Annotated in this window: 19 protein-coding genes; 7 read left to right on the forward strand and 12 right to left on the reverse strand. The window is 72.6% G+C overall.

The window, feature by feature from the left end; translation table 11 throughout:
- The first annotated feature begins 90 nt into the window (after positions 1–90).
- The 3 genes from ACS3YM_RS15420 to ACS3YM_RS15430 all read left to right on the forward strand — a co-directional run bounded on the left by ACS3YM_RS15420 (position 91) and on the right by ACS3YM_RS15430 (position 2938).
- A complete protein-coding gene (locus ACS3YM_RS15420; RefSeq protein ID WP_439937308.1) occupies positions 91–1071 on the forward strand; it encodes a type VII secretion target in 981 nt (326 codons plus the stop codon).
- Complete coding sequence (locus ACS3YM_RS15425; RefSeq protein ID WP_439937309.1) at positions 1068–1472, forward strand: hypothetical protein; 405 nt, start codon at positions 1068–1070, stop codon at positions 1470–1472. Before ACS3YM_RS15420 ends, ACS3YM_RS15425 begins: the two co-directional genes overlap by 4 nt.
- Before the next feature lie 110 nt (positions 1473–1582).
- On the forward strand, positions 1583–2938 hold the full coding sequence (locus ACS3YM_RS15430; RefSeq protein ID WP_439937310.1) for a glycoside hydrolase domain-containing protein: 1356 nt from the start codon (positions 1583–1585) through the stop codon (positions 2936–2938).
- Positions 2939–3046: 108 nt separating this feature from the next.
- Here the strand turns inward: ACS3YM_RS15430 and ACS3YM_RS15435 are convergent, their stop codons facing one another.
- From ACS3YM_RS15435 to purS, 3 genes are read right to left on the reverse strand one after another with little or no spacing between them, the layout of a single operon-like run.
- Complete coding sequence (locus ACS3YM_RS15435) at positions 3047–3499, reverse strand: DUF3817 domain-containing protein (protein ID WP_439937311.1); 453 nt, start codon at positions 3497–3499, stop codon at positions 3047–3049.
- A complete protein-coding gene (gene purQ, locus ACS3YM_RS15440) occupies positions 3496–4164 on the reverse strand; it encodes a phosphoribosylformylglycinamidine synthase subunit PurQ (protein WP_439937312.1) in 669 nt (222 codons plus the stop codon). The genes ACS3YM_RS15435 and purQ overlap by 4 nt, the downstream gene beginning before the upstream one ends.
- Complete coding sequence (gene purS, locus ACS3YM_RS15445) at positions 4161–4445, reverse strand: phosphoribosylformylglycinamidine synthase subunit PurS (protein WP_439937313.1); 285 nt, start codon at positions 4443–4445, stop codon at positions 4161–4163. Before purS ends, purQ begins: the two co-directional genes overlap by 4 nt.
- Before the next feature lie 112 nt (positions 4446–4557).
- On the opposite strand from purS, the gene ACS3YM_RS15450 reads away from it, so the two are divergent.
- Positions 4558–5391, forward strand: a complete 834-nt coding sequence (locus tag ACS3YM_RS15450) for a DUF72 domain-containing protein (protein ID WP_439937314.1) — start codon at positions 4558–4560, stop codon at positions 5389–5391.
- 126 nt (positions 5392–5517) lie between these two features.
- On the opposite strand, the gene ACS3YM_RS15455 is transcribed toward ACS3YM_RS15450, so the two are convergent.
- From ACS3YM_RS15455 to ACS3YM_RS15475, 5 genes are read right to left on the reverse strand one after another with little or no spacing between them, the layout of a single operon-like run.
- Positions 5518–5703 carry a hypothetical protein gene (locus ACS3YM_RS15455; RefSeq protein WP_439937315.1) on the reverse strand — a complete coding sequence of 62 codons (186 nt, stop codon included), beginning with the start codon at positions 5701–5703 and terminating at the stop codon, positions 5518–5520.
- Complete coding sequence (locus ACS3YM_RS15460) at positions 5703–7268, reverse strand: long-chain-fatty-acid--CoA ligase (protein ID WP_439937316.1); 1566 nt, start codon at positions 7266–7268, stop codon at positions 5703–5705. Before ACS3YM_RS15460 ends, ACS3YM_RS15455 begins: the two co-directional genes overlap by 1 nt.
- Positions 7269–7281: 13 nt before the next feature.
- Complete coding sequence (locus ACS3YM_RS15465) at positions 7282–7830, reverse strand: SRPBCC family protein (RefSeq protein WP_439937317.1); 549 nt, start codon at positions 7828–7830, stop codon at positions 7282–7284.
- Positions 7719–8603, reverse strand: coding sequence for a phosphoribosylaminoimidazolesuccinocarboxamide synthase (locus ACS3YM_RS15470; RefSeq protein ID WP_439939907.1), 885 nt, complete (start codon positions 8601–8603; stop codon positions 7719–7721). The genes ACS3YM_RS15465 and ACS3YM_RS15470 overlap by 112 nt, the downstream gene beginning before the upstream one ends.
- A gap of 19 nt (positions 8604–8622) precedes the next feature.
- Positions 8623–9174 carry an antibiotic biosynthesis monooxygenase gene (locus ACS3YM_RS15475; protein ID WP_439937318.1) on the reverse strand — a complete coding sequence of 184 codons (552 nt, stop codon included), beginning with the start codon at positions 9172–9174 and terminating at the stop codon, positions 8623–8625.
- 143 nt (positions 9175–9317) lie between these two features.
- On the opposite strand from ACS3YM_RS15475, the gene ACS3YM_RS15480 reads away from it, so the two are divergent.
- On the forward strand, positions 9318–12149 hold the full coding sequence (locus tag ACS3YM_RS15480; RefSeq protein ID WP_439937319.1) for a helix-turn-helix transcriptional regulator: 2832 nt from the start codon (positions 9318–9320) through the stop codon (positions 12147–12149).
- 64 nt (positions 12150–12213) lie between these two features.
- Positions 12214–13200 carry a sulfotransferase family protein gene (locus ACS3YM_RS15485; protein WP_439937320.1) on the forward strand — a complete coding sequence of 329 codons (987 nt, stop codon included), beginning with the start codon at positions 12214–12216 and terminating at the stop codon, positions 13198–13200.
- Here the strand turns inward: ACS3YM_RS15485 and ACS3YM_RS15490 are convergent.
- Positions 13184–14062: a hypothetical protein gene (locus ACS3YM_RS15490; RefSeq protein ID WP_439937321.1), complete on the reverse strand. Its 879-nt coding sequence runs from the start codon at positions 14060–14062 to the stop codon at positions 13184–13186. The genes ACS3YM_RS15485 and ACS3YM_RS15490 overlap by 17 nt on opposite strands.
- A gap of 33 nt (positions 14063–14095) precedes the next feature.
- Positions 14096–14365, reverse strand: a complete 270-nt coding sequence (locus tag ACS3YM_RS15495; protein ID WP_439937322.1) for an acylphosphatase — start codon at positions 14363–14365, stop codon at positions 14096–14098.
- A gap of 36 nt (positions 14366–14401) precedes the next feature.
- On the opposite strand from ACS3YM_RS15495, the gene ACS3YM_RS15500 reads away from it, so the two are divergent.
- Positions 14402–15865 (forward strand): MFS transporter, encoded by a 1464-nt coding sequence (locus ACS3YM_RS15500; RefSeq protein ID WP_439937323.1) that lies wholly within the window; start codon positions 14402–14404, stop codon positions 15863–15865.
- 146 nt (positions 15866–16011) lie between these two features.
- Here the strand turns inward: ACS3YM_RS15500 and purB are convergent, their stop codons facing one another.
- Both purB and ACS3YM_RS15510 read right to left on the reverse strand, forming a co-directional pair.
- Entirely contained in the window at positions 16012–17430 is a 1419-nt protein-coding gene (gene purB / locus ACS3YM_RS15505; protein WP_439937324.1) for an adenylosuccinate lyase, read from the reverse strand.
- Between the two features lie 16 nt (positions 17431–17446).
- Positions 17447–18016, reverse strand: a complete 570-nt coding sequence (locus tag ACS3YM_RS15510) for a TetR family transcriptional regulator (protein ID WP_439937325.1) — start codon at positions 18014–18016, stop codon at positions 17447–17449.
- Positions 18017–18022 lie beyond the last annotated feature (6 nt).

The raw sequence follows: 18022 nt of genomic DNA on the forward strand, positions 1-18022 counted from the left end.
CCCGCCGGTTTCGCGGCGGACGCTCCGGGGAACGCAGACCAGCACACCCCTTGGCCGCACGAGCCCCGCCCAGTCCCCCCAGGAGCCGCGATGAACGCCGTGATGACCGTCGACCTCTCGGAGCTCGACGCCTGGTCCGCCCAGGTCCAGCGTGCCAGCGACGACCTCTCCGGCATCGCCCGCAACGGCGCGCACGGCCTCGTCCAGACCGACTTCGGGCCGATCCTCGAGACGATGACGGGCGCCTACCACGCGCTGCTCCCCGCGGTGCACCAGTCGCTGGACGACAACGCCGCCGGGATGGGCGACCTTGCCGACGCGCTGCGCGCGACCGCCCGCGACTTCACGCTCACCGAGGACGGCGTCGCGCGCCGCCACCACGCCCACGCCGTCGACGGGCGCGACGGGTCGAGCAGCTTCTGGAACGTCGCCGACACCACGGTCCGCCGGGCCGCCCCGACCGAGGGCAGCCTGCCGCAGATCAGCTTCGGCTTCCCCTACGACACTGTGTGCGACCTGGTCCGCATGCTCACCGGCTTCGACATCCGCGCCGAGCTCGCCGAGAAGATCGGCGGCGACGTCGTCAGCGCCTCCACCCAGGGCTCCTGCTTCGGCAACCTCGGGCGCTCGCTCTCCGGGGTGTCCGCCAACCTGCAGAGCGGTGGACGGACCATCTCCCGGAGCTGGCAGGGCGGCGCCTCCGACGCCGCGATCGCCCAGGTCGGCACCTGGGTGGGCTCGCTCGACCGCCAGGCCGGCCAGCTGGTCCAGATGGGCCAGACCGTCGTCCAGGTCTGCCGCGACGCCTGGCAGACGGCGCTCGCGGTCGCGCAGTGCGTGAGGTCGGCCGTGCAGACGGTCTCCTCGGCCCTGGCCACGATCAGCATCCCCGGCGTCGGCTGGGCCCGCGTCGTGCAGGCGGTCTTCCAGGCCTTCCAGGCGCTGATGAAGGCCTACCAGGCGCTCACGAAGCTCATCGACATCCTCCAGCAGGTGAAGTCCTTGATCGCGACCGTCACGAGCTTCTTCGACGGCGACGCGGCCCCGGTGTCCGCGCCCACCCCGGCATGAGCGAGGACCCCCGCAGCCAGGCCGAGATCCTGGCCGCCATCGACGAGGCCCGCGAAGGCCTCACCGCGAGCCTGGCCGACCTCCGAGCGACGGTGGACCGGATGAACGCCCGCCCGCTGCTGACGGACGAGGAGAAGGCAGCACTCGAGGAGCAGGCTGAGTCGGGCGAGCTCGGCGAGGACATGAAGACGCTCGTCGGCAGGATCAAGGGCGGCGAGGCCACCTGGGAGCAGGTCTTCTCCGGGGAGTCGCCCCACGCGACCCTCCTCCAGAGCCACCTGTCGCGGATGGTCGAGGAGCACCAGGACGACCTCGCGCTGGCGTTCGAGGAGCTCATCGAGGAGGAAGAGGCCAAGGGCAACTTCCTCTTCGACGAGGTGCCCACCAGCGATTCCGTCTAGAACTACATCCCTGTAGTTCAACCGAAGCGCTGTGACGCCTGTGACTGGTGTGGTTTCCTGCAGTGGCCCTCGCGTTCGCCGCACCTTCCCCGCCCCGCTCGGAGTCACCCATGCGCCGCCTGCCCCGTACGCTCCTGGCCGCCCTCGCGCTCGTCCTCGCCGCCCCCACCGTCGGGTCGTCGCCGGCCGGCGCGGACGAGGGGCGTACGACGCCGAGGCTGGCCTCGCAGCGACAGGTCGCGCTGGCCACGCCCGGCGACTTCACCGGCTACGGCTTCGACCAGTGCATGGCCCCCAGCCAGTCGGCGATGAACACGTGGTGGAAGAAGTCGCCGTTCACCGCGGTCGGCATCTACATCTCCGGTGACTCCCGCGCGTGCCGCTCGCAGACCAACCTCAGCCCCACCTGGGTCGCCTCCCAGGTCGCCCGCGGCTGGCGCCTGCTGCCCATCGCGCTCGGCCCGCAGGCCTCCTGCCAGCCGCGGTTCCCGCGCTACAAGGACGACTTCAAGATCTCGAACAAGCCGGCCGGGGGCTACGCCACGGCGGCCGCACAGGGCACCGCCGAGGCCGACAAGAACGCCGCGGACGCGATGGCGTACGGCATCGGGCCGGGCAGCACGATCTGGTACGACCTGGAGGGCTTCGACCTCACCAACACCGCGTGCCGCGAGTCCGCGCTCGTCTTCGTCTCGAGCTGGGTGACGCGGATCAAGGCGCAGGGCTACGTCGCCGGGTTCTACTCCAGCGCGAGCTCGGGCATCAAGATGCTCGACGACGCGCGCACCCAGCGTCCCGGTCAGTTCGCGCTGCCGGACCGGATCTGGATCGCGCGCTGGGACGGTGCCGCCAACACGTCGACGACCTACATCCCCGAAGACGGCTGGCGTCCCGGTGGCCGCATTAAGCAGTATCTCGGCGGTCACAACGAGACGTGGGGCGGCGTCACGATCAACATCGACAGCAACTTCATCGACCTCGGCGCCGGCTCCGTCGCCGTGCCCGAGGGCCGGTGCCCGGGCACGCGCCTCGGCTACTGGAAGTACCCCCCGCTCTCCCCGACCTCCGCGCAGGCGACGCGGGTCAAGGTGCTGCAGTGCCTGCTCACCGAGCAGGGCACCTACTCCGGCGCGATCAACGGCTCGTACGACGCCGCCACCATCGCCGCGGCGCGCGCCTGGCAGGCCAACCGCAGGTTCACGCCGTCCGACACCTTCGAGAGGCGCCACTGGACGGCGCTGCTCTCCGCCGGAGCGCGTACGACGATCAAGCGCGGGTCGGTCGACGAGTCGGTCCACCGCCTCCAGCGAGCGCTCAACGCGGCGGGCGCCGGACGCTTCCGGGCGACGGGCGTGTTCGACGCCAAGACCGAGGCGGCCCTGCGCGCCTACCAGTCACGCCAGCGCATCGCAGTCTCCGGCGTGGCCACCCGCCAGACCTGGAACAAGCTGCAGCGCGGGCTCTGATTGACTTTGGTTTCCCCGCATAGGCGGGGAAACTCGAACTTCTGGGGGTTTGCACGCCACCGGAAGTCGGGGTTTCACCGCATAGGCGGGGAAACCACGATGCCGGCGTCAGGCGGGCGGGCCGACGACCAGCGCGACGCCGGTCAGGCCGGCGACGGCCAGCAGGCCGACGAGCAGGCCCTGGGCGGGGCGGCGCAGCAGCCAGGCGGCGAGCCTCTCGAGGGCGCCGGCAGGAGCCTCGCGCAGGCGCCAGTCGGTGCCCAGCAGCCCCGAGCGCTCGGCGTACCGCTCGAAGGGCACCGTCGCGAACGGCGGCACCGCCGCGACGAGGCCCAGGACGAGGCGGCCGAGCGACCACTTCTGGTCGACCCACAGCAGCACCGTTGTCAGGCAGTAGGCGATGAAGACGACGCCGTGCACCATGCCGAAGACCTGGACGCCGAGCTCGGTGGTCTCCGTGACGTACTTGAGGAACATGCCCGTGAGCAGGAGCGCCCAGGTGACGGCCTCGGCGCGCGCGACGAGGCGGTAGAGGCGGACCGGGGTGAGGCGAGGACTCACGCGAAGGCCCGCTCGACGAGCGAGGTGAAGAAGCCGAGGCCGTCGGTGCCGGGACCGGTGAGGTCCTCGACCGCGTGCTCGGGGTGGGGCATCAGGCCGACGACGTTGCCGCGCTCGTTGGAGATGCCGGCGATGTCGCGCAGCGAGCCGTTGGGGTTGCCGTCGAGGTAGCGCGCCACGACGCGGCCCTCGCCCTCGAGCCGGTCGAGCGTCGGCTCGTCGGCGACGAAGCCGCCCTCGCCGTTCTTCAGCACGATGGTGACCTCGGCGCCGGCGGCGTACGCCGACGTCCACGGGGTGTCGACGCGCTCGATGCGCAGGCGCTGGTCACGGCAGACGAACTTGCGGTGGTCGTTGCGGATCAGCGCGCCGGGCAGCAGGTGCGACTCGCACAGGATCTGGAAGCCGTTGCAGATGCCGAGCACGGGCATGCCCTTGCCAGCCGCCTCGACGACCGAGGTCATCACCGGGGCGAAGCGGGAGATGGCACCGCAGCGGAGGTAGTCGCCGTAGGAGAAGCCGCCGGGCAGCACCACCGCGTCGACACCCCGGAGGTCGTCGTCGCCGTGCCACAGCGCGACCGCCTCGTGGCCGCCGATGCCGACGGCGCGGCGCGCGTCGACGTCGTCGAGCGATCCGGGGAAGGTGACGACGCCGACCTTCATGCCCGACCGGCCTCGTGGGCGACCTCGGAAACGGAGTGCTCCTCGACGTGGACCTCGTAGTCCTCGATCACCGGGTTGGAGAGCAGCGTCTCGGCCACCCTGTCGATCTCGGCGAGCACCGCGTCGGTGATCTCGCCGTCGACCTGGAGCTCGAACCGCTTGCCCTGGCGGACATCGGTGACGAGGTCGAACCCGAGACGGGGCAGCGCACCGAGCACCGCCTTGCCCTGGGGGTCGAGGATCTCGGGCTTGGGCATGACGTCGACGACGACTCGGGCCACGGAGTGCTCCTGGGGACAGGCGTGAGGTGGGCGAGACCGATTCTAGTGAGCCGCCGCGGGAGGTCCCGCGCCGGGCACGCATGTGCGGACACCCGCGCGGGTACGCAGGGCCATGATCCGCGTCGGCATCTCGGGCTGGCGCTACGCCGGGTGGCGCGGCGTCTTCTACCCGCCGGGCCTGCCCCAACGTCGCGAGCTGGAGTACGCCGCCCAGCGCCTCACGTCGATCGAGGTCAACGGCTCCTTCTACGCGCTCCAGCGGCCCTCGACCTACCGGGCCTGGGCCGAGCAGGTCCCCGAGGACCACCTCTTCGCCCTCAAGGGTCCGCGCTACATCACCCACATGCGCAAGCTCGTCGACGTGGAGGCGCCGCTGGCCACGTTCTTCGCCTCGGGCCCCCTCACCCTCGGGCACCGCCTCGGGCCGCTGCTGTGGCAGCTGCCCGCGCAGCTGGGCTTCCACCCCGAGCGGCTCGCGTCGTTCTTCGACCTGCTGCCACGTCGTACGTCGGAGGCGGCGGCGTTGGCCCAGGCGCACCACGACCCGACCAAGCTCAAGGAGCCACCCGACACCACCTCCCCCGTCGACCAGCCGCTGCGCCACGCGCTGGAGGTGCGGCACGACTCCTACCGCACACCCGAGTTCTGCGAGCTGCTCCGCGCGCACGACATCGGGATGGTCGTCGCCGACTCCGCGGGCCAGTGGCCGATGTTCGAGGACGTGACCAGCGACCTGGTCTACGTCCGGCTGCACGGCGACACCGAGCTCTACGCCAGCGGCTACAGCCCCCGGGCGCTCGACCGGTGGGCCGAGAAGGTCCGGGCCTGGGACGCCGCCGGCCTCGACGTCGTCGTCTACTTCGACAACGACGCCCGCACCCACGCGCCGTTCGACGCGATCGCCCTGCAGGAGCGGCTCGGGATCACGCCCGCGACGCACGCGTAGCCGGGGCCTTCGTCAGCTTCCCCGGGTACCCGGGGAACCTGGAGCCTCACCCCCGAAGTTTCGCACTGGAACCGCAAGAATCCCCGGGTACCCGGGGATCGCGACGCGGCCGCACGAGGACGCACGTCACTCGCGCCGGCGGGCGACGACCACGACGAGCCCGACCCCGAGGCCGGCGAGCAGCGGGCCGAGGATCGCCCAGACGCTCTGGTCGGTCATCGGGCTCCCCTCGAGGTAGCCGAGCCCCTGCAGCGTCCAGACCGCACCCACCAGCACCATGACGGCGCCGAGGGCGACGAGGAGCGGTCGCATCAGCCCAGCTCGCGCTTGAGGATCTTGCCCGTCGCGGTCATCGGCAGCGCGTCGACGAACTGCACGATGCGGGGGTACTTGTAGCCCGCCATCTGGTCCTTGGCCCACGCGACGAGCTCGTCCTCGGTGACGGTGGCGCCGTCCTTGCGGATGACGACGGCCTTGATCTCCTCGCCGTGGCTCTCGTGCGGCACGCCGATGACGGCGGCGAGCGACACGTCGGGGTGGGTCAGCAGGACTTCCTCGATCTCACGCGGATAGACGTTGTAGCCGCCGCGGATGATCATGTCCTTGGACCGGTCGACGATGTAGAACCAGCCGTCGGCGTCCTTGCGGCCCAGGTCGCCGGAGCGGAACCAGCCGTCGACGATCGCCTCCTCGGTGGCGTCGGGCCGGCCGTAGTAGCCCTTCATGACGTTCGGGCCCTTGATCGCGATCTCACCGATGACGTCCTCCGCGTCCTCGACGTCCTCGCGGACGCCGGGCTCGGGGTTGATCAGCTTCATCTCCACGCCGGGGATCGGCTTGCCGATCGAGCCGACTCGCGCGGGCTCGCCCCAGACCGAGAAGCTCGCGACCGGCGACGTCTCGGACAGGCCGTAGCCCTCGAGGATCGTCACGCCGAAGCGGCGCTCGAACTCGTGGTGCACCTCGACCGGCAGCGCGGACCCGCCGGCCACCGCGACGCGCATCCGCTCGGCGAGCTTGTGCACGTCGACGCCGGAGTCGTCGAGCGCGCCGAGCAGCCCCCAGTACATCGTCGGGACGCCGGCGAAGAAGGTCACGCCCTCCTGGTCCATCAGCTGCAGCGCCGGGCCCGCCTCGAAGCGCGGCAGCAGCACGACCGTCCCGCCGAAGGCGAAGCCAGCGTTCATGATCACGGTCTGGCCGAAGGAGTGGAAGAGCGGCAGCACGCACAGCAGCGTGTCGGGGTCGTCGGGGTTGGCGCCGAAGAGCGCGTCGCTGGCGAGCGCGTTGGAGATCATGTTGCGGTGCATCAGCTCGGCGCCCTTGGGCTGACCGGTGGTGCCGGAGGTGTAGAGGATGACCGCGGTGTCGTCGCCGTCGACGTCGACGCTCTCGAAGACCGGCGACTGGCCCTTGAGCGCCTGACCCAGCGTCTGGGTGCCCTCGATCGGCGACTCCGCCGCCGGGTCCGCGGTGATCACGAAGAAGTGCTCGCAGCCGTCGGCCTGCTCGAAGCCGGCGTGCCCCTCGGCGCCGATCGGCAGCTCGGGCGTGCCCTGGAAGCAGAAGTACGCCTTCGCGTCGGAGTCGTCGAGGTGGTAGGCCACCTCGCGCCCCTTGAGCAGAACGTTGAGCGGGACGACCGTCGCGCCGGCCTTGAGGATGCCGTAGTAGACGATCGGGAAGTACGGCAGGTTCGGGCAGCTCAGCGCCACCTTGTCCCCCGGCTCGATGCCGCGCGAGACGAGCAGGTTGGCCACCTGGTTGGCCGCGGCGTTGACCTGGGCGTAGGTCAGCCTGGTGTCGCCCAGCACGACCGCCGTACGGTCCGGGTAGGCCTCGGCGGAGCCTTCGAGCAGCGAGGAGAGGTTCGACATGGCGACAACCTACTCAGCCGGCAGCGCGCTCCGCGAGGATCCGTCCGGCCTTGCGCAGGTCGGCCGCGACCGCGGCTGACGCGAGCAGGCTGGCCGCCGCGGCTGGCAGGGCCCAGACGCCGCTGCCGCTGACCTCGCCCTCGGCCTGCACCCGGCAGCCGCCGACCACGTCGGTGAAGTGCAGCGCCAGGGTCGCAGTGACGCCGCGCCAGTGCCCGCGCTCTGCCCAGACCCGGAACGGCGTCAGCGCGGTGGTCTCCATGTGGGGTCGTACGCCGACCGCCGTCGTGTCAACCCAGGTCTGACCCAGGTGCGGCTCCTCGTCGGCCGGCACCTCGACCGAGCGGAGCGAGGGCTGCCACTCGGGTCGGTTGCGCGGGTCGCACAGGTAGCGGAACGCGGCCTCCGCCGGGACCGGGAGCTCGACGGAGGCGGAGATCCTCCGGGCGCTCAGAACGACTCCCCGGTCAGCAGCTCGAACGCCTCGACGTAGCGGGCGCGGGTGCGCGCGACGACCGCCTCGGGCAGCGGCGGCGGCGCGTCGCCGGAGGTGCGGTCCCACCCGGACTCACCGGTGAGCCAGTCCCGCACGATCTGCTTGTCGTACGACGCCTGGGCGCGGCCCGGCTGCCAGTCGGCGGCCGGCCAGAACCTGCTCGAGTCGGGGGTGAGGACCTCGTCGGCGAGGATCGTGGTGCCGTCCGGCCGGCGGCCGAACTCGAGCTTGGTGTCGGCCAGGATGATGCCGCGCTCCTTGGCGAGCGCGTGCGCCTTGGCGTAGACCTCCATGGTCAGCATCCGCAGCTCGGCGGCGGCGTCGTCGCCCACCGCCTCGACCACGGCCTCGTAGTCGACGTTCTCGTCGTGGTCGCCGAGCTCGGCCTTGGTGGCGGGCGTGAAGATCGGCTCGGGCAGGCGGCTGCCGTCCTGGAGGCCGGCGGGCAGCGGGATGCCGCACACCTCGCCGGTGCGGTGGTAGTCGAGGAGCCCCGAGCCGGTGAGGTAGCCGCGGGCCACGCACTCGACCGGGAACATGTCGAGCCGCTCGCAGATGACCGCGCGACCGGCCACGGACTTCGGCACGTCGGTCGACACGACGTGGTTGCCGACGAGGCCGGAGAGCTGCTCGAACCACCACAGCGACATCCGGGTGAGGATCTCGCCCTTGTCGGGGATGGTGGAGTCGAGGACGAAGTCGTAGGCGGAGATGCGGTCGCTGGCGACCATCAGCAGCCGGCCCTCGTGCTCGCCCGAGTCGATCCGGTAGAGGTCACGGACCTTGCCGGAGTGCAGGTGGGTGGTGCCCTCGATCGCAGGGGCTGCGGGGATGTTCAGCTCGGCCACGAGGCCGAGCCTATCGGTGCAACCACCACGACATCCGGCGCGTGATCCACGGCAGGAAGACGTAGGTCATCAGCGGCGTCATCACCGTGGTCACGAGCACCACGCGCGGCACGAGCGGCCAGTCCGCGATGGTGTGCGAGGCGATGAAGTTCGCCAGGAGGCTCAGCGGCAGGAACACCAGGAAGATCACGACCATCTGCTTCCAGCGCGGCGGCGCGGCAGGGGTGGCGGCGAGCGCCTCGACCGAGGCCGGCTCGTCGAACCAGCCCTCGATGCCCGTACGCCGCTCGCGCCGGCTCTCCTCGACGTCGCCCTGCGCGGCCTCGAGCCACCACGCGCGCTGCGGGGAGGCCTCCCAGGCGGCGAGCGACTCGGCGTCGGCGAAGCGGTAGAGCATGTGCCAGTCGGGCGAGTCCACGCCCGGGCGCACCCACCCCGAGCCGAGGAACCCGTCGAACTTCTCCGCCATCGACGTGCCCGCCTGCATCCAGGCGAGCATCTGCGTGGTCTGCGAGGGGTCGACGTGGCGGGTGACGGACACGGTGACGGGGGCGGTGCTCATGGGCTCCAGTGTCGGGCGCACCGGTGCGTGGAGTGAAGCCGAGGACGACGAGATCCCGCCCACGTCGCGCTCCCTGATGTCGGCGGCCCGTGCCGCAGAACTCGTCGTGGCCATCGGGCCTCCTCGCCTGCGACCATCGGCAGATGGGCGGGAGCCTCGTCGGCCGGGTGGCCGAGCTCGAGCGGATCGCGGGAGCTCTCGTGCGCGCGCGCCAGGGTGCCAGCCGTTGCCTGCTCGTCACCGGCGAGGCGGGCATCGGCAAGAGCCGACTCGTCGCGGAAGCCGTCGGGTCGCTCGAGGACGCACTGGTGCTGACCGGCCACGGCGTGGACATGTCCACCGGCGAGATCCCGTTCGGCGTGGTGGCCGACACCCTGCGCGACCTGGTCCGGGTCGCGGGCGCCGACGTGCTGCTGCCCGCCGAGCGAGACGCCCTGGCGCCGCTGCTCCCGGGCGCCGCACCACAGGTGGCGGTCGAGCGGGTGCAGCTGCTCTCCGCCTTCCTCGACCTGCTCGAGCGCCTGGCCTCCACCCGGCTCGTCGTGTGGGTGGTCGAGGACCTGCACTGGGCCGACTCCGCGACCCGAGACCTCGTCAGCCTGGCCGCGCGGACGCTGCCGTCGGGGCTGCTGCTGGTGGCCACGGTCCGGACGGACGACCCGGAGCGCAGCCTCGACGCCGAGGCCGCGCTCACGTCGTACGTCGCCGGGCTGGCCCGCACGCCCGGGTGCGACGTGCTGCCGCTGTCCCGCCTGAGCGCAGCCGCCGTCCAGCGCCAGCTGCGCGACCTGCTCGGGTCGACGCCGTCAGCCGACGTGGCGACGAGGGTCGAGCGGCTCAGCGACGGCATCCCCTTCGTGGTGGAGGAGCTGGTCGCCGCGGCCGGGCGCCCCGAGCTGAGCACCGTGGCGGCGGTGGCGTCCGGTCGCCTCGGCGGGCTGGCGCCGGAGGCGCGTCGGCTGGTGGAGGCTGCCGCCGTCGGCGACGGTCACCTGCGCATCAGCCTGCTCGAGCAGGTCCTCGACGTGACGCCCGTCGAGCTCGACGCCGCGTTGGCGGAGGCGCTGCACGCCGGGATCCTGCGGACCGACCACGAGACCGACGCGGTCGGGTTCCGGCACGCACTCCTCCGCGAGGCGACCGACCGGGAGCTCGGCCCGGGAGCCCGTCGGGCGTGGCACCGGAGGTGGGCGGAGGTGCTGGAGGCCAACCCGGGCGTCCTCCCGGCCGACCCGGCAGCGCTCGCGGTCGCCGAGCACTGGCACCAGGCGCGCGACGTACGCCGTGCGCTCGCCGCCACGGTCGCCGCCCTGCCTGCCGCCGAGCGCGTGTGCCTGCCGGCCGAGGAGGCGGTGCTGTGGGCTCGGGTGATGCGCGCCTTCGGGACCCTCGACGACGCGGCGGAGGTGGCGGGGATGACGCTGCGGGAGGCGTGGGGTCGTGGGCTGGTCGGTGTCACGCTGGCGAGACGTTCCTTGCGGGAGGAGTTCAAGGACGCCGTCCCGGTCGACCGCCTGTCACCCGCCGAGCGTGCCGCTGCGGTGCTCTTCGCGGAGGACGAGCACGCGAAGGGCGAGGCGAACCTCCTCCCGGAAGCCGCGGTGCACGCCGCGGTCGAGGCGTTCGAGGACAGCCAGGTCGACGTGCTGTCCGTCATCGTGTGGGCAGCGGCCGGAAGCCGTCTTGCGGAGGTCGGCAAGGGCACCGAGCTCATCGCGCGGGCACTCGACGGCGCCCAGTCGCTCGGGGCCCGGCGCGCCGTCTTCCTGTGCGCTGCGATGGGCTCCTACCAGGCCCAGATCAGCGGCGACCCGGCTGCCGGGGCGGACCTCATCCGACGCGCGCTCGCCGACCACCCGGACGAGGCGTGGCAGGGCGCGTTGGGGTGCGTCGGCAACCTCGTGTGGTGCGAGGCGATCATGGGCCGGCACGCGGAGGCACGCGCGGCCGCCGACCACGGCTTTGCGCTGCTGCCCCGTCCACACCTGTCGGTCGAGGCCTGGGAGCACCTCACGGAGAACGCCTGCTTCAGCTGGCTGCTCACCGGCCACTGGGACCGCGCTCGGGAGGTCCTGGAGGAAGGCGCGCCCTGGTGGGACGACGACGTGCGCAGCAGCAGTGCCCGGCTCGACCTCCTCGACCTCATGCAACGCGGGAACGCGGAGGTCGACCGCTGGTGGCCACGCATCGCGGACCCGGCTCCTGGCGGTGCCCCGCAGGCTCTCGTGCGCGAGGTGCTGGCTCGGGCGGCGGCGCTCGACGACGACCTGCGGGGGATGCGATCGGTGCTGATGCCCGCATGGACGGACCCGCACGTCCTCTTCAATGCCGACCAGCTGGCGAGCACCGCGGTCTTCGCGGCCCGGACAGAGGCGGACGCTGCGCTCACCGGCCCACGCAGCGACCGTGCCGAGGCCCTCGCCCACGTCGAGACCGTGGCGCGGGTGACCGCCTCCTTCCCCCGCTACGGCCCCCTGGGAGAGGTCTGGCCGGTCGCACTGTCCGCAGAGCTCGACCGCTTCCACGGCCGCGACGCGCGCGCCGGGCTGCGGGAGGCACTGCACGGGTGGGAGCAGATCGGGCACGTCCCCGACGCTGCCTGGACCCACCTGTCGCTGTCCGAGCAGGAGGCGATCCACGGCGATCGGAGCACGGCGCGCCAGCACCTGGTCGCCGGCCGCGAGATCGCTGAGCGGCTCCAGGCCGTCCCGTTGCTGGCGCGGGCCGACGCGCTCACCGAGAGGTACGGACTCACCTCGCGCGAGCGGCGTACGGACGACGTGCTCACCGACCGCGAGGTCGAGGTGCTGAGGCTGGTCGCCGACGGCATGACCAACGGGCAGATCGGCACGCGCCTCTTCATGTCGCCCAAGACCGCGAGCGTCCACGTCTCGCACATCCTCGCCAAGCTCGGCGCCGCCAACCGCACCGAGGCCGCGGCGACGGCGCGACGGCAGGGGCTGCTGGCGGACTGATTCCGCAGTTGCTCATTGTCCAGTAATCTGGTCCACAAAGGAGACCAGACCACCTGGAGCAGGCATGGCCCGAGCACCTCGTCCCGACTTCCTCGTGATCGGCGCGCCCAAGGCCGGCACGACGGCCCTGCACGCCGCGCTCGCGCAGCACCCGGACGTCTTCGTGTCCGACCCCAAGGAGCCGAAGTACTGGCTCTGCGACGGCGCGCCCCCGCCGGCCTGGCGCGGCCCCGGCGACAAGCACTCGCAGCAGGAGTGGATCTGGCGCGACGACCACTACTTCCCGCTCTTCGAGCCAGCGGCCGCGCACCAGGCGCGTGGCGAGAGCACGCCCTTCTACCTGTGGAGCCGCGGCGCCCACCGCCGGATCGCCGAGCACCTCCCCGAGGTTCGTCTCGTCGCCGTCGTCCGCGACCCCGTGGACCGCGCCTACAGCAACTGGATGCACCTGTGGTCCGACGGCCTCGAGCCCGAGCCCGACTTCGTCTCCGCCTTCAGCCGCGAGGACGAGCGCGTCCGGGCGGGCTGGGCGCCGTTCTGGCGCTACCGCGAGCTCGGCCGCTACGGCGAGCAGCTCCAGCACCTGCACCGCTACGTCGAGCCCGAGCGCATCCTCGTCATCCGCTACCGCGACCTCGTCGACGAGCCGCGCGCCACCGTCGACCGGGTCAGCCGCTTCCTCGGCATCCGTGAGGGCCTGGTCGACTCGATCCCGCACGACAACGCGCGCGGCTTCGTGTCGCCGGGCCTGCGGCCCCGCGTGTTCGGACCAGTGGTGCGCGGCGGGGCCAGGCTGGGGCAGTTCGCCCCGCCGCAGGTCTGGCGCGCGGTCCACCCGCTCTCGCTCGCCCTGCTCGGTGACGGGCGGCGCGCCCACCGGCCGCACCTCGACTCGGTCCGCCGCCAGCGACTGCTCGAGACGTACGCCGACGACATCGCGCTGCTCGGCGAGCTGACCGGGCAGGACTTCGGCGACTGGCTCTCACCCCAGAGCCGCGGCTCCTACGCCCAACGCAACGCCACGGTCACGGAGCTCAGCGCACGCAGGTGACGAGGTCGTGTGCCCCGTCGGGGCGGGCGGCCTCGACGTAGTACCGCACCCGGCCGTCCGGGAGCGGCACGGCCGTGGCGTAGCGGAAGGCGCCGTCGGAGTGCGGCGAGGTGATCGGCGGCTGGGCGGTGCGGGTCAGCGCCTCGCCGTCCCACGTGGCGAGCCCGGTCGTCTCGAACCAGTTGGACTCGGCGTCCGGGCGGCCGTCGCAGAGCACCGTCCCGTCGGGAAGCACCGCGCTCACCCGCGCCCCGCGCGCGTCCCAGTGCCCGTCGCGGCCGGCGAGCACCTCGCCGTGGTCGCGCCAGTCGAGCCCGTCGGCACTGGTGAGTCGGCGCGTGGTCATCCGGTCCTCGTGGCCGGGCTCGTCGAGCGGGTGGCAGCACAGCCACATCTCGTAGCCGTCGTCGGTCAGCGTGATGACGGGGTCCTTCACGCCCGTGTGACGGTCGCCGTCGTGCACGCGACGTCGTACGCCGCCGGGCAGGCCGTCGACCGTGTCCGCGGTGAGGCTGTCGACCCACCAGTGCTTGGAGCCCGGCGTCGCGCAGGAGAGGTAGAGCCGCCAGCCGCCCTCGTGCAGCGGGACGAGCACGGGTCGCTCGAAGGACTCCGCGCCGAACGCCTCGCGGTGCACCTCGGCGACCGGCTCGAAGGCCACGCCGTCGTCCGAGCGGGCCACGACCACGGTCACGCCGCGACCGTCGGTCAGCGGGCGGCGTACGCGCCAGGTGAGCCAGAAGACCCCGTCGACCAGCACCGCGCTCGCCGCGCCGGCCCAGTTGCCCGGCCCCGGACCGGGCGCGGGCACCACGACCTCGACGTCGTCGTAGGTGGGCGGGGCAGCCATGGCCGTCGTCATCCCACCACGATAGTCGACAAGATCACTCCAGTATCAGTAGCGGGTCTCGAACCCCTTCGCGCCGCTCGGCGCCGCGGCGCGCACGGCGACGTCGGTGACCCGGGCCAGCGACGGCCCCGTGCGGCACCACGCGACCAGGGCGTCGACCGCCTCGTCGTCGCCCTCCGCGTGCACGAGCACCGAGCCGTCGGGCTCGTTGCGCACCCAGCCCGTCACGCCCAGCCGGCGCGCCTGCTCCTCGGTGTACCACCGGAACGAGACGCCCTGCACCCGACCGCTCACCCGCGCCTGGACAGCCTTCATGCCTCGATCATGCCTCGGGTGCGAGGCTGGTGGGCGATGAGCCAGGACGAGCAGACCGACGAGCACGCGCGCACCCGCGCGGACGCGTCGGCGTACGAGCCCGACCCGCGCCGCTGGCGGGTGCTCGCGGTGTCGCTGGTCATCGGCTTCATGTCGCTGCTCGACGTCACGATCGTCAACGTGGCCGTGCCGTCGATCCGGGCCGGCCTCGACACGAGTGCAGCGACGATCCAATGGGTGGTCTCGGGCTATGCCCTCGCCTTCGGGGTGACGCTGGTCGCGGGCGGGCGCCTCGGCGACGCCCACGGCCGGCGCCGGCTGATGACCATCGGCCTCATCGGGTTCGTCGTCTCCAGCGCGGCCGTCGGGCTCGCCCCCGACGCCGTGACCATCGTGCTGGCGCGGCTGGCGCAGGGAGCCAGCGCGGGGCTGCTCACGCCGCAGAACTCCGGGCTGATCCAGCAGCTCTTCCGCGGCGAGGAGCGCGGGCGCGCCTTCGGGATGTTCGGCTTCACCGTCGCCGTCGCGTCGGCCACCGGTCCGCTCATCGGGGGCGCGCTGATCGGCCTGCTCGGGGAGGAGGACGGTTGGCGCTCGCTCTTCCTCGTCAACGTCCCGATCGGGCTCGTCGCCCTCGTCCTGATCCGGCGGATGGTGCCGGACAACGACGTCGGCACCGGCTCCGAGGACGAGCGCGAGCGCGACCCGCGCGTCGACCTGCCCGGCGCGCTGCTCCTGGGCCTGGCCGTGCTCGCGGTCCTCTACCCCCTCATCAGCCTCGAGGGCGGGGCGGGGCTGCCGCTGGTGCTGCTGCTGGCCTTCCCTCCCCTGGCGTGGGCCTTCGTGCGCTGGGAGGTGCGGACCGTGCGCCGCGGCCGGCCGCCGCTCCTCGACGTCTCGCTGCTGCGCGGGCTGCCCGGCTATGCCAACGGGCTCATGGTCGGCGCGCTCTACTTCACCGGGTTCACCGGGATCTTCCTCGTCCTCTCCGTCCACCTGCAGGAGGGCGTCGGCTTCTCGCCGCTGCAGGCCGCGCTGCTCATGACACCGTTCGCGTTCGGCGCGGCCACGACCGCACCCCTCGCGGGTCGCCTCGTCGGCCGGATCGGGCGCCGGGTCACGCTGGTCGCGCTGTCGGTGATGATGACCGGCACGGCGCTGGCGGCCTGGCTCGTGACCGCGCCGTCGGACACCCTCTGGTGGACCCTGGCGCCGGCGATGTTCCTGGCCGGGATCGGTGGCGGCGGCGTGATCTCCCCCAACTTCACCCTCAGCCTCGCCGAGGTGCCGCCCCGGATGGGCGGGGCCGCCGGCGCTGCGCTGCAGACGGGCCAGCGGATCGGCTCGGCCTTCGGCGCCGCGCTGCTGATGACGGTCTACCAGGCCGTGGGCTCGGTCGCCTCGGCCCCCGTCGCCGCGCGGGCGGCCCTCCTCACGGCCCTGCTCGTGCTGTCGCTCGCCCTCGCCGCCGCCGTACGCTCCTGGCGCCTCGGCGACTGACCGCCTTCCGCCCTCCCTCGCCACCGCCGACATTTGGCGACTCGAGCGGACTTCTGTCCGCTCAGGCAGCCCGGTGACGCGTCATATCCCCACTCGAGCGCACATATGGCCGCTCGAGTGGAGACATGTCCGGGAGGTTCGCCCGACTACAGGATCGCGCCCGGGACGTACGCCGCTGCGCCGGGGTGGGCGGCCGCCAGCGCCTCGACCCGGGCGACGACCGCGCGGGTCTGGGCGACGGCAGCGCCGGTGAACTCGATCGGGTCGGCGACGAGCGCGTCGATCTGGTCGCGGGTCAGGCCGAGCCGCTCGTCGGCGGCGAGCTTGGCAAAGACGTCGTTGTCGGCCTGGCCGGCGCGCATCGCGAGCGCGGTGCCGACGGCGGCCTCCTTGATCGCCTCGTGAGCGGCCTCGCGGCCCACGCCGTTGCGCACCGCGGCCATCAGCACCTTGGTGGTGGTGAGGAACGGCAGGTAGCGGTCGAGCTCGCGCTGGATCACGGCGGGGAAGGCGCCGAACTCGTCGAGCACGGTGAGGAAGGTCTGGAAGAGACCGTCGGTGGCGAAGAACGCGTCGGGCAGCGCGACCCTGCGGACCACGGAGCAGGACACGTCGCCCTCGTTCCACTGGTCGCCGGCGAGCTCGCTCACCATCGACAGGTGGCCGCGGAGGACCACTGCGAGGCCGTTGACCCGCTCGCAGGAGCGGGTGTTCATCTTGTGCGGCATCGCCGAGGAGCCGACCTGCCCCTCCTTGAAGCCCTCGGTGACCAGCTCGTGACCGGCCATCAGCCGGACGGTCGTCGCGAGGTTGGACGGGCCGCTGACCAGCTGCACCAGCGCCGCGACGACGTCGAAGTCCAGCGAGCGCGGGTAGACCTGGCCGACGCTGGTCAGGGTCTGCTCGAAGCCGAGGTGCGCGGCCACGCGCTGCTCGAGGTCGTCGAGCTTGGCGGCGTCGCCGTCGAGCAGGTCGAGCATGTCCTGCGAGGTGCCCATCGGTCCCTTGATCCCCCGCAGCGGGTAGCGCGCGAGCAGCTCCTCGATGCGCTGCACCGAGATGAGCATCTCGTCGGCGACGGTGGCGAAGCGCTTGCCGAGCGTGGTGGCCTGGGCGGCCACGTTGTGGGAGCGTCCGGCCATCACGGTCGCCTCGTGCTCGGCCGCGAGCCGGCCCAGCCGGACCAGCGCGGCGACGGCGCGGTCGCGCACCACCTCGAGCGAGCGGCGTACCTGCAGCTGCTCGACGTTCTCGGTGAGGTCGCGCGAGGTCATGCCCTTGTGGATGTGCTCGTGACCGGCGAGGGCGGAGAACTCCTCGATGCGCGCCTTCACGTCGTGGCGGGTGACCCGCTCGCGGGCGGCGATGGAGTCGAGGTCGACCTTGGCGATCACCGACTCGTAGGCCTCGACGACGCCGTCGGGCACGTCGATGCCGAGGTCGCGCTGGGCCTTGAGCACCGCGACCCAGAGCTGCCGCTCGAGGACGATCTTGTGCTCGGGCGACCAGATCTCGGCGAGGTCGGCGCCGGCGTAGCGGGTGGCCAGGACGTTGGGGACGGTCACGGCCCCGATTGTCCCATCACGGGGCGACGAGCCGGCGCGCCGCCTCCACGACGGACGCGCGGCGCCTGGGCCGGGTGCCGTTGCGGGCGGAGGGGGCGTACTCCGGGGGCAGCGAGACCCACGTCGTGGCCACGCTGATCAGCAGGCCCAGCAGGACGTCGGCAGGGAACGCGTCGGTGACCCGGCCGGCGCGCTGGGCGGCGCGGATCGCCGCGACCTTCCCGGCGTTGGCCTCGACGATCCCCGCGTGGCGCGGGCCGTCGGCGGAGCGCTCGAGGCGGTACCAGGTCGCGAGCCGCGCGAGCGCCGGGTCGTCCTCGAACTGGTCGAAGATCCGTCCCATCGACTCCGGCAGGTCGTCGACGTCGAACGGGTCGGTCTCGACCACGGCGTGCAGGAGGCCGGCGAGGACGGCCTCGAACAGGCCGTCCTTGTTGCCGAAGTAGTGGTAGATCTGCGCCTTGTTGGTGCGGGCCGCGGCTGCGATCCGGTCCACGCGCGCCCCCGCGATGCCGAGCTCGGCGAACTCGGCGGCAGCCGCCTCGAGGAGGCGCCTGCGGGTCGCCTCCGCGTCGCGCTGTGCCATGCCCGG

It is taken from the genome of Nocardioides sp. N13(2025) (genome assembly GCF_051912545.1).
GTDB lineage: Bacteria > Actinomycetota > Actinomycetes > Propionibacteriales > Nocardioidaceae > Nocardioides.

What these genes read in the sequence shown, in the direction of transcription:
- ACS3YM_RS15420 (WP_439937308.1), top strand. Translation starts at nt 91, where the DNA reads ATGAACGCCGTGATGACCGTCGACCTCTCGGAGCTCGACGCCTGGTCC.
- ACS3YM_RS15425 (WP_439937309.1), top strand. Translation starts at nt 1,068, where the DNA reads ATGAGCGAGGACCCCCGCAGCCAGGCCGAGATCCTGGCCGCCATCGAC.
- ACS3YM_RS15430 (WP_439937310.1), top strand. Translation starts at nt 1,583, where the DNA reads ATGCGCCGCCTGCCCCGTACGCTCCTGGCCGCCCTCGCGCTCGTCCTC.
- purQ (WP_439937312.1), bottom strand. Translation starts at nt 4,164, where the DNA reads ATGAAGGTCGGCGTCGTCACCTTCCCCGGATCGCTCGACGACGTCGAC.
- ACS3YM_RS15450 (WP_439937314.1), top strand. Translation starts at nt 4,558, where the DNA reads ATGATCCGCGTCGGCATCTCGGGCTGGCGCTACGCCGGGTGGCGCGGC.
- ACS3YM_RS15455 (WP_439937315.1), bottom strand. Translation starts at nt 5,703, where the DNA reads ATGCGACCGCTCCTCGTCGCCCTCGGCGCCGTCATGGTGCTGGTGGGT.
- ACS3YM_RS15460 (WP_439937316.1), bottom strand. Translation starts at nt 7,268, where the DNA reads ATGTCGAACCTCTCCTCGCTGCTCGAAGGCTCCGCCGAGGCCTACCCG.
- ACS3YM_RS15475 (WP_439937318.1), bottom strand. Translation starts at nt 9,174, where the DNA reads ATGAGCACCGCCCCCGTCACCGTGTCCGTCACCCGCCACGTCGACCCC.
- ACS3YM_RS15480 (WP_439937319.1), top strand. Translation starts at nt 9,318, where the DNA reads ATGGGCGGGAGCCTCGTCGGCCGGGTGGCCGAGCTCGAGCGGATCGCG.
- ACS3YM_RS15485 (WP_439937320.1), top strand. Translation starts at nt 12,214, where the DNA reads ATGGCCCGAGCACCTCGTCCCGACTTCCTCGTGATCGGCGCGCCCAAG.
- ACS3YM_RS15490 (WP_439937321.1), bottom strand. Translation starts at nt 14,062, where the DNA reads ATGACGACGGCCATGGCTGCCCCGCCCACCTACGACGACGTCGAGGTC.
- ACS3YM_RS15495 (WP_439937322.1), bottom strand. Translation starts at nt 14,365, where the DNA reads ATGAAGGCTGTCCAGGCGCGGGTGAGCGGTCGGGTGCAGGGCGTCTCG.
- ACS3YM_RS15500 (WP_439937323.1), top strand. Translation starts at nt 14,402, where the DNA reads ATGAGCCAGGACGAGCAGACCGACGAGCACGCGCGCACCCGCGCGGAC.
- ACS3YM_RS15510 (WP_439937325.1), bottom strand. Translation starts at nt 18,016, where the DNA reads ATGGCACAGCGCGACGCGGAGGCGACCCGCAGGCGCCTCCTCGAGGCG.